This window comes from Streptomyces sp. NPDC006516 (assembly GCF_040611875.1).
Taxonomy (GTDB): domain Bacteria; phylum Actinomycetota; class Actinomycetes; order Streptomycetales; family Streptomycetaceae; genus Streptomyces.
The window spans coordinates 175,866-189,583 of record NZ_JBEXPD010000010.1 but is presented as its reverse complement, the minus strand read 5'-3'; the positions used below and the strand labels follow the sequence as shown (position 1 = coordinate 189,583).

9 protein-coding genes are annotated in these 13,718 nt (G+C 70.4%); 3 read left to right on the top strand and 6 right to left on the bottom strand.

Translation table 11 applies throughout. The features are described 5' to 3' along the window. Positions 1-95: 95 nt before the first annotated feature. The 5 genes from ABZY45_RS25170 to ABZY45_RS25150 all read right to left on the bottom strand — a co-directional run bounded on the left by ABZY45_RS25170 (position 96) and on the right by ABZY45_RS25150 (position 6,958). On the bottom strand, positions 96-1,154 hold the full coding sequence (locus ABZY45_RS25170; RefSeq protein ID WP_356743207.1) for a LacI family DNA-binding transcriptional regulator: 1,059 nt from the start codon (positions 1,152-1,154) through the stop codon (positions 96-98). Beyond that, entirely contained in the window at positions 1,147-3,621 is a 2,475-nt protein-coding gene (locus tag ABZY45_RS25165; RefSeq protein WP_356743205.1) for a glycoside hydrolase family 2 protein, read from the bottom strand. Before ABZY45_RS25165 ends, ABZY45_RS25170 begins: the two co-directional genes overlap by 8 nt. 44 nt (positions 3,622-3,665) lie before the next feature. Next, positions 3,666-4,478 carry a carbohydrate ABC transporter permease gene (locus ABZY45_RS25160; RefSeq protein ID WP_356743390.1) on the bottom strand — a complete coding sequence of 271 codons (813 nt, stop codon included), beginning with the start codon at positions 4,476-4,478 and terminating at the stop codon, positions 3,666-3,668. A gap of 62 nt (positions 4,479-4,540) precedes the next feature. Further along, positions 4,541-5,506 carry a sugar ABC transporter permease gene (locus ABZY45_RS25155; protein ID WP_356743203.1) on the bottom strand — a complete coding sequence of 322 codons (966 nt, stop codon included), beginning with the start codon at positions 5,504-5,506 and terminating at the stop codon, positions 4,541-4,543. Positions 5,507-5,644: 138 nt separating this feature from the next. Beyond that, positions 5,645-6,958: an ABC transporter substrate-binding protein gene (locus tag ABZY45_RS25150; RefSeq protein ID WP_356743201.1), complete on the bottom strand. Its 1,314-nt coding sequence runs from the start codon at positions 6,956-6,958 to the stop codon at positions 5,645-5,647. 314 nt (positions 6,959-7,272) lie between these two features. Between ABZY45_RS25150 and ABZY45_RS25145 the strand changes: the two genes are divergently transcribed. Continuing rightward, positions 7,273-8,268 carry an ROK family protein gene (locus tag ABZY45_RS25145; RefSeq protein ID WP_356743199.1) on the top strand — a complete coding sequence of 332 codons (996 nt, stop codon included), beginning with the start codon at positions 7,273-7,275 and terminating at the stop codon, positions 8,266-8,268. A gap of 269 nt (positions 8,269-8,537) precedes the next feature. Here ABZY45_RS25145 and ABZY45_RS25140 read toward each other — a convergent pair whose 3' ends face one another. After that, entirely contained in the window at positions 8,538-9,578 is a 1,041-nt protein-coding gene (locus tag ABZY45_RS25140) for a helix-turn-helix domain-containing protein (RefSeq protein ID WP_356743197.1), read from the bottom strand. 414 nt (positions 9,579-9,992) lie between these two features. On the opposite strand from ABZY45_RS25140, the gene ABZY45_RS25135 reads away from it, so the two are divergent. Both ABZY45_RS25135 and ABZY45_RS25130 read left to right on the top strand, forming a co-directional pair. Then, entirely contained in the window at positions 9,993-12,284 is a 2,292-nt protein-coding gene (locus ABZY45_RS25135; protein WP_356743196.1) for a tetratricopeptide repeat protein, read from the top strand. Between the two features lie 417 nt (positions 12,285-12,701). After that, positions 12,702-13,673 (top strand): alpha/beta hydrolase, encoded by a 972-nt coding sequence (locus ABZY45_RS25130; RefSeq protein WP_356743195.1) that lies wholly within the window; start codon positions 12,702-12,704, stop codon positions 13,671-13,673. Positions 13,674-13,718 lie beyond the last annotated feature (45 nt).

The following is a 13,718-nucleotide window of genomic DNA, read 5'->3' as shown; positions in this document are numbered from 1 at the left end:
GGGCATGACGAACGTGCCTTTCGAGTGGAGGGACCGGACGAGCGAACGCCCCGGGCCGGCGTACATGTCCGCCCGGGACGCTGCTACGGCCGTCGTCATCCGGTGGGCTCCTGCGGGGGTGCGCTGCTGCCGCGGGGCAGCAGCACGGGAGGCGCGGCAGGTCCGGACGACAGGTCGCGGCGGTGGACGACGTCGAAGAGCCGACGGGTCACGTCCGCGCCGAAGCCGAACACGTCATGGCTCATGGCGGACAGGGTCGGGTGCGTGAGCTGGCACAGCTGCGAGTCGTCCCAGGCGATCAGACTGACGTCCCTCGGCACGCTCAAACCCATCTCTGCGGCCACGGACAGCCCCGCGACAGCCATGATGTCGTTGTCGTAGACGATGGCCGTGGGGCGGTGCGGGGAGGCCAGCAGCGAGCGTGTCGCCCGGGCGCCCTGCTCCCCGGAGTAGTCGGTGGTGACGCTGCGGGCCGGCTCCAGCCCGAGTTCGGCCACGATCGTGTTCAGCGCGGCGGTCCGGATGATGGTGTGGCCGAGTGAGGCATGGCCGCCCACCCGTGCGATCCGCCGGTGTCCGAGGGCGGCGAGGTAGCGCACCGCCTCGTGCACGGCAGCCTCGTCGTCGGTCCACACCGAGGTGAATCCGCCGGTCAGTGACGGGTGGCCGACCGCGACCGCCGGCAGCCCCATCGCCGCGAGTTCGGTGACCCGCGGGTCGTTCTGCTGTATGTCGACGAGGATGGAACCGGCGATCCGGCGCGACTGCCACCACTCCCGGTGCACGGCTGTCTCCTGAGCGACGTCGCGCACCAGGTGCAGGAGCAGGGAGCACCGGTGTTCCTCCAGGACGGACTCGACCCCGGAGATGAACTCCATGTAGAACGGTTCGAGCCCGAGCTGCCGTGCGGGCCGGGCGATGACCAGGCCGATGGTGTCCGCTGCTCCGGTCGCGGATCCGGAGAGTTTGATCGCGGTCTGGCTCGGCACCCAGCCCAGCTCGGTGACCGCGGCCATGATGCGCTCCCGTGTGGCTTCCGAGACACCGGGCCTGTTGTTGAACGCCAGGGACACCGCGCCTCGGGACACCCCGGCCCGGGCGGCCACGTCGTTGATGGTGACGCGTCCGGGCCGGCGTGCGGGGGCCTCACTCACGGCCGGCCACCCCGTTGACGCAGAACAGTGCGCCTTCCGCGGCGTGGACGGTGGGCTGCTCCCAGCCGGTGACGTGCCAGGTGAACGTCTCGCCGGGCAGCAGGGTGGCCCGTCCGTGATCGGTGCGGGCGTCCGGGGCCAGCCGGTCGGCCTGGAGCACCAGGTCCCGTACGAGCCCGGTGGCGGTGACCGTGACCGCCACACCGCCGGCGCCCTCGTGGCCCACCCGGACATCGTAGGAGGCGGCCGGATAGGCGAACTCCCGGTCCGGGGTGGTGAAGTGCACCGCCCGCATTCCGTCCGCGTCGGCCACCAGGAACTCGCGGCGCGCGTCGCCGAACTCGGTGACTGGACGGAGCAGCGCCTCCGTGGCGACGCTGCGTCCCGAGGCTTCCAGCCTGACCTCGGCGCCTGCCAGCACCGTCCCGTCCGCGTCCATCCGCCGGACCGTGACGGTGGTGTCCCAGGTGGCGGCGCTCTGGTTGCAGCCCGCGATCACCAGGGCGCCGCCCCGGTCCTGGATGGTCAGCAGCCGGTCGGCGTACAGGCGGCGCATCTCGAAGTACAGCGGCTTGAGCCGGGCGTCACCGTCGACGGCCGCCCAGGAGGTCACCGGCCAGCAGTCGTTGAGCTGCCACAGCACCGTGCCGGCGCACCGGGGCCAGTGGGAACGCCAGTGCTCCACTCCTGTGGCGACGGCGCGGGCCTGGTTCAGCTGGGTCAGGTAGTGCCAGGTGTCGAAGTCGGCAGGTGGTGCGAAGTGCCGGTCGAGCCCACGGTTCAGTTTGCCGTTGCCGTCCTCCGCCTTCTGGTGATGCAGCATGCCGGGGGAATCGGCGGTCAGCGGCCGCTCGGACAGCGCGCGTTCCAGAGTGGCGTGGGCCGGCGGGGCCTGCCAGCCGAACTCCGCGACGAAGCGGGGCACGGTGGTGAGGTAGTCGCTGTAGTCCTTGCGGTTCCACACCTCCCAGGAGTGTGCCGTGCCGTGGTCGGGGTCGTTCGGGGTGTGGTTCCACGACCCGGACCAGGGGCTGCCCGCCCAGTACGGCCGCGTCGGGTCCGTCTGCGCCACGATGCGGGGCAGCAGACCCAGGTAGTAGCCCTCGCCCCAGGAATCTCCGCCGAGTTCCCCCTCCCACTCCCAGTCGGCGAATCCCCAGAGGTTCTCGTTGTTGCCGTTCCACAGCACCAGCGAGGGGTGGGGCATCAGCCGGGCCACGTTCTCCCGGGCCTCGGCCTCGATCTCGGAGCGCAGCGGCTGCTCCTCCGGGTAGGCGGCGCAGGCGAAGAGGAAGTCCTGCCAGACCATCAGGCCCAGCTCGTCGCACGTGTCGTAGAAGGCACGGTCCTCGTAGATCCCACCGCCCCACACACGTACCAGGTCCACCCCGGCGTCCGCGGCCTGTGTGAGACGGGCCCGGTAGCGGTCAGCGGTCACGCGTGTGGGGAAGACGTCGTCGGGGATCCAGTTCACCCCCCGGGCGAAGACCGGAGTGCCGTTGACGACCAGGGTGAAGGCGCTTCCGTGCACGTCCTGCGACGTGTCGAGTTCGATCGTTCGGAAGCCCACGCGCCGCTCCCAGGTGTCGAGGACCTTGCCGCTGCCCTCCTCCGTCAGCGCGACCGCGCACTTGTACAGCGACTGGTCGCCGTATCCGCGCGGCCACCACAGCGCGGCGTCCGGGACGCGCACCGTCAGCGTCGCCGCGTCCTGCTCTGGGGCGACAATCACCTCCGCCGAGACGTCGCCGACAGCGGCCACCAGGCGCAGAGGCCGGTTCCGGCCGGTTGCCGTGCGGTCCAGGTCGACGGTGAGCTCGACGACGCCGCTGCCGTCGGCCGTGACGGCGGCCTGCGGGCGGACCTCGGCCAGGCGGGCCGTGGACCACTGCTCGATGCGCGCCTCGCGCCACACGCCGGCCGTCACCAGCGTGGGGCCCCAGTCCCATCCGAACGAACAGGCCATCTTACGTATGTAGTTGAACGGCTCGGGATAGGAATTGGGCCGCTGCCCCAGTGCCTCCCGGACCGTCTCGGCCTCGGTGTAGGCGGAGGTGAAGAGGACGTCGAGCGGCGCCGGGCCGTCCGCCAGCAGGTCGGTGACGTCGAAGCGGTAGGAGCGGTGCATGTTCCGGGTACGCCCCAGCAGCCGGCCGGCGACGTGGACGGCGGCGACGGTGTCCAGCCCGTCGAAGACCAGGTCGGCCCGCTCGAAGGTGTGGTCACGCAGGGGCAGTTCGGTCGCGTAGGTCCAGTCGGCGCGGCCCACCCAGGCGGCCGCCGACTCGTTGCGGTCCAGATACGGGTCGGCCAGCAGGCCCGCCGCCATCAGGTCGGTGTGGACGCAGCCCGGCACCTGCGCCGGCACGGTGGTCCCGGCCAACGCCGGGGGCGCGCCCTCGGGGGTGCCGCGGTCGGTGTTCAGGCGCAGCGTCCAGCCCTTGGACAGCGGTGTGCGGACCTTCATGCGTACTCCTCGATATGTAGTGCGGGGTGCCACGGTGGGGCGAGTCATTTGGTGGAACCGGCCGCGAACCCGCTGTAGATGAAGCGCTGCAGCGCCAGGAAGACGATCAGGGTCGGCACGATCACGACGATGGTGCCGGCGGAGATGGTCTCCCAGTGCGCGCCGAAGGGGCCCTTGAACCGGAACAGTGCGGTGGAGATGGTGCCGAGTTCGGGGTCCGGCATGTAGAGGAAGGGCACGTAGAAGTCGTTGTAGATCGCGATGCCCTTGACGATGACGACGGTGGCGACGGCCGGTCGCAGCATCGGGAAGATGATCTTCCGGTAGATCGTCCAGGAGTTGGCGCCGTCGATGCGCGCGGCCTCGTCCAGGGAGACGGGGATGGAGCGGATGAACTGCAGGAAGATGTAGATCGAGACGATGTCGGTGCCGGTGTACAGCAGGATCGGTGCCCACCGGCTGTTGAAGGCGCCGAGATCGTCTATCACCTGGAACGTCGCGACCTGTGTCGTCACTCCGGGCACCAGCGTCGCCAGCAGGAAGAGACCCATCACCAGCTTCTTGAGACGGAACCGGAAGCGGTCGATGGCGTACGCGGTCATCGAGCCGATCAGCACCGTCCCTGCGGTGGACACGACGAGGATCAGCGTCGTGTTGCCGAACGCCCGCAGCATCGAGCCCTGCTCGATGGCCGTCGCGTAGTTGGCGAAGTTGAACCAGTCACCGGGCAGCGACAGCGCTCCGCCCTTCGCCACTTCCGCCTCGGTCTTGAGCGAGGTCAGCAGTACGACGGTGAGGGGGACGAGCACCACTGCCGAGGCCAGGAGCAGTGACAGACAGGTGAGGACGGCGGAGATCCTGGCCGGCGCGGCGCGGTGGGCCCGGACCGGACGCCGGGACGTGGCGGGCGTGTCGGTGGTCACGAGAGCTCCACCCTTTCCTCGGGAAACAGCCGACGCTGGACCCAGGTGATCAGCAGGATCAGGATCAGCAGCACGACGGCTGACGCCGAGGCCAGGCCGACCTTGTCGAATTGGAAGGCGAGCTTGACCGTCTGGATGACGAACGTCTCCGTGCCGTTGGCGCCGCCGGTCATGATGTACGGGATCTCGAAGACGGCCAGGGAACCGGAGACGGCCAGGATGAAGCTCAGGCTGATGATCGGCTTGATGCTGGGCGCGATGATGTGCCGGAACTGCTGCCAGCGGTTCGCGCCGTCCAGCTCCGCCGCCTCGTACAGGTGCGGTGGGATGGACTGGATCGCACCGAGGAACAGCACCATGTTCAGGCCCATGAAGCGCCACACCGACACCCCCGCGAGCGAGGGGTTGGCGAGGTCCGGATCGCCCAGCCACAGGTGTCCGCCCTCCGCCCCGACCAGGCGCAGCAGCGTGTCGAGGGTGCCGTCGGGCTGGAAGAAGTACAGGAACACGAATCCGACGGCCACCCCGTTGATCAGGTAGGGGAAGAACAGCAGGCCCTTGAACAGGTTGCGGAACCGGGTGCTGAAGCTGAGGACCGTGGCGAAGTAGAGCGCGAGCGCGATCTGGACGAAGGACGCCGCCAGGTAGAACCCGCTGACGAGGAACACCTCGAACCGCTCGGGCCGGGTCACCAGGTCGGTGTAGTTCTCCTCGCCCACGTAGGAGCGTGCGGGGCTGATGCCGTCCCAGTCGGTGAAGCTGTAGCCGATCATGTCGGCCACCGGCAGGAACGTGAACGTCACCAGCAGCGCCAGCGGCGCGGCCAGGAAGAGCCAGGGTGTCAGGGCCGCGGTGCGGCGCCGCCTTCCGGCACGTGGCCCGCCGGGGGCGGCCTCCGGCGGCGGGGTGCTTCGCGTGCCGGCGGCCGGGTCGCCGGCACGGGTCTTGTGGGCAACGGTCATCTCATGGGTCCTCGTGGTGGTTTCCCTGTCGGGCGGACATCGGGGCTGCGGCACGGCGAGCGGTTCAGGCGGGGCCCCCTGCCCGAGCGGGTGGGAACGCCCCTGCCCTGGCCGGGGTCTCACCGTGCCGCGGCACGGTCAGCCGGCGAGGCTCTGCTGCGCCTCGGCCCACTTGCCGTTCAGCTCGCCGAAGTAGCTGTCCATGTCTCCGTCGGCCGCGCCCCGGGCGATGTCGACGAGCTTCTGCCGGTAGCCCTGCGCGGTGATGCCGATCTCCGACGCCTTGTCGATCTTGTTGACGTCGACGATGTTCTCCTGGTGCTGCGGGATCATCGTGACATCGTTGTCAGAGAACGCCTTGAGCGTGTCCGGCAACGGAGCGCCCTTGACCGAGGAGATGGATCCCTCACTGGCGGCCTGGCCGGACTCGGTGATGTACCAGTCGAGCCACGCCCGGGCCGCTTCCTTGTTGCCGGAGTGCGCGTTGACCGCGTACTGGTAGTCAGGACGGAGCACCGAGCAGTACGTTCCGTCGTGCTGTGCGGGGAACGGCATGAACGCGATGTCGTCGGGATCCTCCCCCGCGGCCTCGGCGCCGGCCCGCATCTGGGAGATCGCCCAGGACCCCAGCCACATCGACGCGACCTTGCCGGATCCGATCTGCGCCTTGGAGTCCTCCCAGTTGGTCGTGGTCGGGTCGGGCTCTGCCAGCTTCTTCTCGACGATCGTGTAGAGGAGCTTGTCGATCTCGTGGAGATCCGACCCGCTGCTCCAAGGGTGCTCGGTCTTGGCCAGGGAGTCGTACGCCCCGGAGTCGCAGGAGGGGGAGCCGACGGCGTTCGTCCAGTTGGTCAGCGGCCAGCCGTCCTTGTAGTTCGTGTAGTACGGCACGGCGTCCGTCTTCGCCTTGACCGTCTCCAGATCCGCGATGAACTCCTCCGGCGTGGCGGGCCAGTCCTTGATGCCGGCCTTCTCCCAGACCGCCTTGTTGTAGACGAAGCCGTTGGCCACCCCGATGTTGGCCAGCCCGTAGACCTTGCCGTCCACCGTGGCGTGGTCGGTGTAGTCGAACTTCTCCGACAGCGCGATGGAGTTGCCGAGCGGAGCGAAGAAGTGGGGGTACTGCTCGACGGAAAGGGAGTTGGGGATCAGGAGGACGTCACCGTAGTTCTCGGTGTTCATCCGGATCTTGGTCTCACCCTCGTAGTCGGTCAGGCCCTCGAACTTGACCTTCACGCCCGGGTAGATCTTGTTGAACGCGGCCGCGTACTTCTTCAACGAGCCGTCGGCGATCTGGTCCGTCCTGTTGGTCAGGACCGTGATGGCGCCCGACACCTTCGCGGGATCCTTCGGAGGAGCCGCGACCTCTCCGGTCGCCGCGCCCTCCTGACCACTACACGCTGTGACAGCGACCATGGTCGCGGCCACCAGAACCACACACGATCTGCGCATTTCCTCCACCCCTCACTGCACGGCTTACGCCGTCACGCCCAGGAGGGTGCCGCATCGGCTCCCGCTGTCCCGGCCTGATGAGCGCTCAACGTAGACGTAACGCGGTGGCAATGTCCATAGACCGCTCCACCCGAAATTGACGCCTTCATAGAGCCCTGAACTGCGACTTTACTAAACGTTGGCTAAATCAATCGCTACTTGAAGGCATCGGCCGAGGAAGATCCGGCCAGTGCTGGACAACGTTGTCAGGCAATGGTCAGATGTGGTGTCCCGCACGGGACCGCCCAAGCCCTCCTTCCCGAAGGAACGTCACCTTGAGTAGTTATCGGTCGGCAGCCGCACCACCGAGCGGTGACCTGATCGCCGCCCTCGACATAGGCGGGACCAAAATCGCCGGCGCCCTGGTCGACCGGGACGGCGCTCTGGTTCACCGCGCGCGCCGGGCCACCCCGGCGCAGAAACCCGCTGACGCACTCCTCGACTCCGTGTACGAGGTGATAACTGACCTGGCCGCCAGCCCCCTGTGGGCGAAGGTCCAGGCGGTGGGCATCGGCAGCGCCGGCCCGATCGACCTGACACGCGGCACCGTGAGCCCTGTCAACATCCCGGCCTGGCGGGACTTTCCGCTCGTCGAGTCCGTCACAAGGCATCCGGCCCTCGCCCGCCGGCAGGTGCTGCTGGCGGGTGACGCCGTGGCGATGACCGCTGCTGAGCATCGCCACGGAGCGGCACGTGGACGCAGGAACGCGCTGTGCCTCGTGGTCTCCACGGGCGTCGGCGCCGGCCTGGTCCTGGACGGCGGCGTGCACCACGGGCTCACGGGCAACGCCGGCCACCTCGGGCACATCAGCGTCGACTACGACGGCGAGCCCTGCCCGTGCGGCGCGAGAGGATGCCTGGAAACCCTCGCCAGTGGTACCGCCATCACGCGGCACGCTCTTGCCCTCGGCTGGCAAGCACCTCTGACAGCCGATGCGGCGGGGGTCGCGGCAGCGGCCAGAGCCGGGGAGGCGGCGGCACTCGCCGCGTTCGATCGGGCAGCACGCGCACTGGCGGCCGGCATCGCCGCAACGGCGGCGCTGATCGAGATCGACATTGCCGTGGTCGGGGGCGGTGTCGCCCAGTCCGGCGAGGTGTTCTTCGAACCGCTCGCCCGCCACCTGCGGCACTACGCGGCGATGCCCTTCCTGAAGGAGCTGCGCGCCGTGCCCGCTGAGCTGGGACCCGACGCCGGGCTGGTCGGCGCCGCGGTGCTGGCGTCAGCGGGGGTGCCGCCCGTCGCGGCCCTGTTCGGCGAGGGCACCCGGTAGGCGTCGGCGGTGTGGCGCCACTCGGGGGCCGTGTGGTTCCGCTCAGGGGCCGTGTGGTTCCGCTCAGGGGCCGTGCGGTTCCCCTCTCGGGCCGTGCGATTCCCCTCTGGGCTCGTGTGGTTCCCCTCGGGGCTCGGACCTTCGGCCTCTGATCTCGCCGGAGAACCGGCGCCGGGCGCGAACGCCGGGATTCTCGACGGCACCGGCGAGGCGCACACTCCGAGGGTCCGGCGCCGGGCCCGTTCTTCAGGGCAGGCCGGGCGCCGGGTTCAGGCCGAGGACACGGCCAAGGGACCCGAAGTGTTGCCGGCCGGCCCGGAAGGGCTCCGTCCGTCACCTCGGGAGCCGGGTTCGCCGGCTGCCATGCGCATGGCGCGCCATTCACGGGGCGGGAGACCGTAGGCACCCCGGAAGACCCGGCTGAAGTGGGTGGGATTGGCGAATCCCCAGCGCTGCGCGATGGACGAGACCGTGGGTGCCGTCCGGCCGCTGAACGCCAGTTCACGCGCGCAGGCCTCCAGTCTGCGCCGCTGGATGAGCCGGCTGACCGTGATCTCCTCGTCCTCGAAGAGACGGTGGAGGTAGCGCACCGAGATGTGGCTCGCCCTCGCCACGGATTCCGGTGACAGTGCGGTGTCGGCGAGGTTCTCGTCTATGTGGTCACGGACGCGTCGGATCAGCTGATGCCGCGCGTTCCTCACCTCCGTGGCCGTTGCCTCGGTGCTCTCGGCGACCAGGGCGGCGAACACGTCGGTGAGACCGCCGACCAGACCGCTCGCAGCAGACGGGGAGAACGTGTGCGCGGATCCGACGACCGTGGTGACCAGCGCTCTCAGCACCGCCGCACATCCCTGGTCCGTGGTGAACACACTGCCGGTGACGCGGTCGAGATCCTCGTCCGGCACCCCCAGCAGGTGGCGCGGCACGTGCACCAGGCCGGCGGAGAAGCGTTCAGGAAAGTCCAGGGTGTACGGACGCGTCGTGTCGCGGACGGCGAGGTCGCCGGGGTTCGCGACGGTGGTGCGGCCCGCCTGGGTGAACACCGTCCTTCCTGACATCTGGAGGGAGATCGCCACGAGCGGCTCCGGGGAGCGTGCGATGTGGGCCGCCCTGCGGCTGAATCGGTGTGCGTCGGCCTCGACGGCGTACACCCGAAGCGCTCCCACCCCGTGGGTGACGATCCGTCCGTCGAAGGGGCGATCGCCGCGCGGGGCGACGGCCCCGGGCACCAGTGCCTGCTCCACCGTCCGGCGCCATCGGTCGAAGTTGTCTCCGTCTGCCACCGTGGCGGTCGTCAGCACCGAGTTCATCCGGCTCTCCTCTCATCCGTGCGATCCCGGCGGAGACATCGGACACCCGGGCCCGCGCAGGACCGGCAGGTCCTCGGTGTCTCGGCGAGGCGACGGATCTGCCGGCCACGCGCGGATGCCCGTCGCGGAATGGTCCCCTCGTGACGGACCGGGCTGCGGCGCTGTGGCCCGGCTCTCCGCCACGACCAGCCAAACAGGCGGGCTCCCGGCATTCCAGGCAGAACGCGGGCAGAAATGTGGCACGAGGACGGCGGCGGGCCGAAGGCCCTGGCCGATCGGCCACCGGCGCCGGGGGGCGCCCTCCGGCGGCGGCCTGCGGGGGCCGGACCGCCCGTGACCTGCGAGGTCGCGCTGATAAAGTCTGGTGAGCGTTCGCCGGCCCTGCGGCAGGCCTGGTGGGAGAAGGAACCCGTAGTGACCGGTGATCATGGAGCTTTCGGAGCCGCGCTGCGCGGGATGCGGATCGCCGCCTCGCTGACCCTGGAAGGGCTCGCCGAGGCTTCGGGGGTCAGCGTGCGGGGCATCGGGGATCTTGAGCGCGGGCGACGGGCCGCGCCGCAGCGGCGGACCGTGGCAGCGCTCGCGGACGGGCTGCGACTGGGCGACGAAGACCGTGAACGGCTGCTGGCGGCCGCCCGCGCCGGCCGGAGTACGGGGTACAGCCCGGCCGGGGTACGTGCCTTTCCACGCGGGATCGACGACTTCGTGGGCCGGGCCCGCGAACTGACGTCACTCACCGGGCTCGCCGAAGCCGCCGCCGCCCGGAGTGTCCGGAACGGCGGCGAGGGCCGCCGGGCCGCCCTGCCCGTGACCGTGGCGGTCTCGGGTCCACCGGGTACGGGTAAGACCACACTCGCACTGCACGCGGCACGCGAACTGGCCGGCCGGTTCCCGGACGGGCAGTTGGTCGTGGACCTGCGCGGCATGGACGACGAGCCGCCGGGGCCCGCCGAACTGATGCTCACGGTACTCAAGGCTCTCCATGTGTCGGACCGCGAGCTGGCGAAGGCGGGACCCCAGGGGCACCCGGGGCTGTACCGGCGGCTGCTGGCCGAGCGGCGCTGTCTGCTCGTTCTGGACAACGCCCGGGACGAGGGGCAGGTCCGCCCGTTGCTGCCCGGCACCGGCGCGGGAATGGTGATGGTCACCAGCCGTCGCATGCTCTCGGGGCTGGAGAGCGTGGAGCGGCTGCCGCTGGGCGAACTGACACCGTCGGAGGCCGCGGACTTCCTGACGGGGCTGGTCGGAGCGGAACGGGCGGCGGCGGACCCCGCAGCGCTCGCCGACGTCGCCCGGCTGTGCGGACATCTGCCGCTGGCCCTGCGGGTGGCCGGCAACTGGCTGGCCACCCGTACCGGCTGGTCGGTGCGCAGACTCGCCGACCGCCTCGCCCTGGAGGACCGCCGACTGGACGCGCTGGCCGCCGGAGACCTCCGGGTCTCCGCCGCCTTCGACCTCTCCTACCGCCAGCTCACCCCCGCCGCCGCCCGGCTGTTCCGGAGGCTCGCGCTGATCCCGGGCCCGGACGCCGGGGCGGCGGGCGCCGCGCAGCTGACCGGGCAGGAGCTGTTCGACGCCGAGGACACCCTGGAGGAACTGGTCGAGGCAGGGCTGCTGAGCTCGGACGGGGAGCGGTACCGGCTGCACGACCTGGTGCGTCTGTACGCGCGTACCCGGCTGACGGCCGACGAGAGCGCCGAGGACGCGGACCGGGCGGCGGCGGCGCTGGACGACTGGCTGCTGCGGACCACGGTCGTGGCGGGCCGGTGGTTCGAACCGGGCCACGGGGCTCCCCCGGCCGGCTGGCACGGCACGGTCGACCTGTCGTCCGCCGACCTGGCCCTCCGGTGGCTGAAGAGCGAGGGTGCCAACTGGCTCGCCGCGGTGCGCACGGCGGCGGTGACCGGCGAGCACGCGTCCGTGGTGGAGGTGGCGGAAGCGCTGCACTGGTTCTCCGACCAGTGGATCTCCTGGGTGCACTGGCCGGAGGTCTTCGCCACCGCTGTCACGAGCGCCCAGGCTCTCGGAGACCCCCTGCTCGAAGCGACCCAGCTCAACTACCACGCCTGGGCGCTGCTGGTGTGCGAGGGCCGCTTCCAGGACGCCGTCGCACGCGCCGGCCAGGCACTCGCCGCCGCGCGACGGGCGGGGGACCCGATGCAGCAGGCCTGGGCACATCAGTACCGCTCCTGGGCCCTCCGCAAGCTGGGCGATCACGCGAGGTCCGGGAAGGACCTCCGCCGGGCCGCCGAACTCTTCGACGCCGCCGGAGACGTGCACGGCAGTCTCCAGTGCATGCACAACGATGCCCTGAGTCTGATGGCACAGGGACGGCCCGAGGAGGCGCTGGCCTCCTACCGGCGCACCTACGCCTTCCTGGAGGAGAACGGCGACCGCGTCGAACCGCACATCGCCGACATCACCCGTCTCGAACTGCACTCCAGCATGGGTGTGGCATACGCCCGGCTCCAGCAGTGGGACGAGGCTGTCAGTCAGCTGTGGACGGCCCTGCGGGTGTGTCACGCCACGGGCAACACCTCGCTGGAGAGCCGTCGGCTGATGGATCTGGGCCGCGTACTGCTCGATGCCGGGCGGCCGGCGGAGGCCCGGGACGTCTACTCCCGCGTGGCGGCGCTGGGCGCCGACGCCGACCCGCGGGCCGTCGCCGAGGCATGCGTACAGCTCGACGGGCTCCGTAGCACCTGAGGCGCCGCTCATCCCTCACGTCCGTCCCGTGCCGCGGCACGTCAGCTCCCTCGCGACCGGTCGCGACGTCGCCCACGGTAGGCGTCCTCGCATCGGGTTCCTTTCTCTCCGTGCACGAGGACGGTTCCCTCCGTGCCGTGCTCCGTGCGTACCTCTGGGCCGGTCTCTCCCCGTGCGGCTCTCTCCGTGCCGTGCACCACACCGGAGTCCGGTCGTGCGTCCCGTCCGTGCACTGCCAGTACAGAACCAGTGCACAGGTGAACAATTCGCCCGGGCCGGACGGTCCTACCGTGGTGGCCGGGGTCGAGCGGCTGCCCGCCGCTGTCGCGCACAGCGACCGAATTCGCCGGTGGCGGGCCATCCCCTCGAAGCACCCCTTACGACACCCCTTTTCGGCACACCTCCAGGAGATGCACCATGTCCCACGCCGTGGAACCCGTCGTGCCCGTACTCGAACCTGCGGCGGCGGCGTTCGCCGAAGCGACCGCGAACCCTCCGTACCTGTTCGACCTGGCACCCGCGGAGGGGCGCAAGGCCGTTGACGAGGTCCAGTCCGGGCAGATCGCCAAGCCGGCGGTGGACGAGGAGTGGATCACCGTTGCGGGTGGCCCCACGGGCAGTGTCCGGGCGCGGATCGTACGGCCGGCCGGCGTCGAGGGCCCGCTGCCGGTGATCCTCTACATCCACGGTGCGGGCTGGGTGTTCGGGAACGCGCACACCCACGACCGGCTGGTGCGCGAGCTCGCCGTCGGGGCGGGCGCCGCGGTGGTGTTCCCGGAGTACGACCTCTCCCCCGAGGCCCGTTACCCGGTGGCCATCGAACAGAACTACGCGGTCGCCCGGTGGATCGTGACGCAGGGCGCGGCCAAGGAGCTGGACGGCGGCCGGCTGGCCGTGGCCGGCGACTCGGTGGGCGGCAACATGAGCGCCGCGCTGACCCTGATGGCCAAGGAGCGGGGAGATGTCCCGCTGGTCCAGCAGGTGCTGTTCTACCCGGTCACCGACGCCTCCTTCGACACGGGCTCCTACCACCAGTTCGCCACCGGATACTTCCTGCGCCGCGACGGCATGCAGTGGTTCTGGGACCAGTACACGACCGACGAGAGCGAGCGGGCGCAGATCACGGCCTCGCCGCTGCGCGCCACCACCGAGCAGCTCACCGGTCTGCCCCCGGCTCTCGTCATCACCGGCGAGGCCGACGTACTGCGCGACGAGGGCGAGGCCTACGCGGCCAAGTTGCGCGCGGCCGGCGTCCCGGTCACCGCCGTGCGCTTCCAGGGCGTCATCCACGACTTCGTGATGCTCAACGCCCTGCGTGAGACCCATGGGGCCCAGGCAGCCATCGACCTGGCCGTCAGCACGCTCCGCACCGCTCTCGCCGCCCGCTGACCCCGACCGGTCACCCACTCCGGTTCCACCGAGGAGAAGAACAGA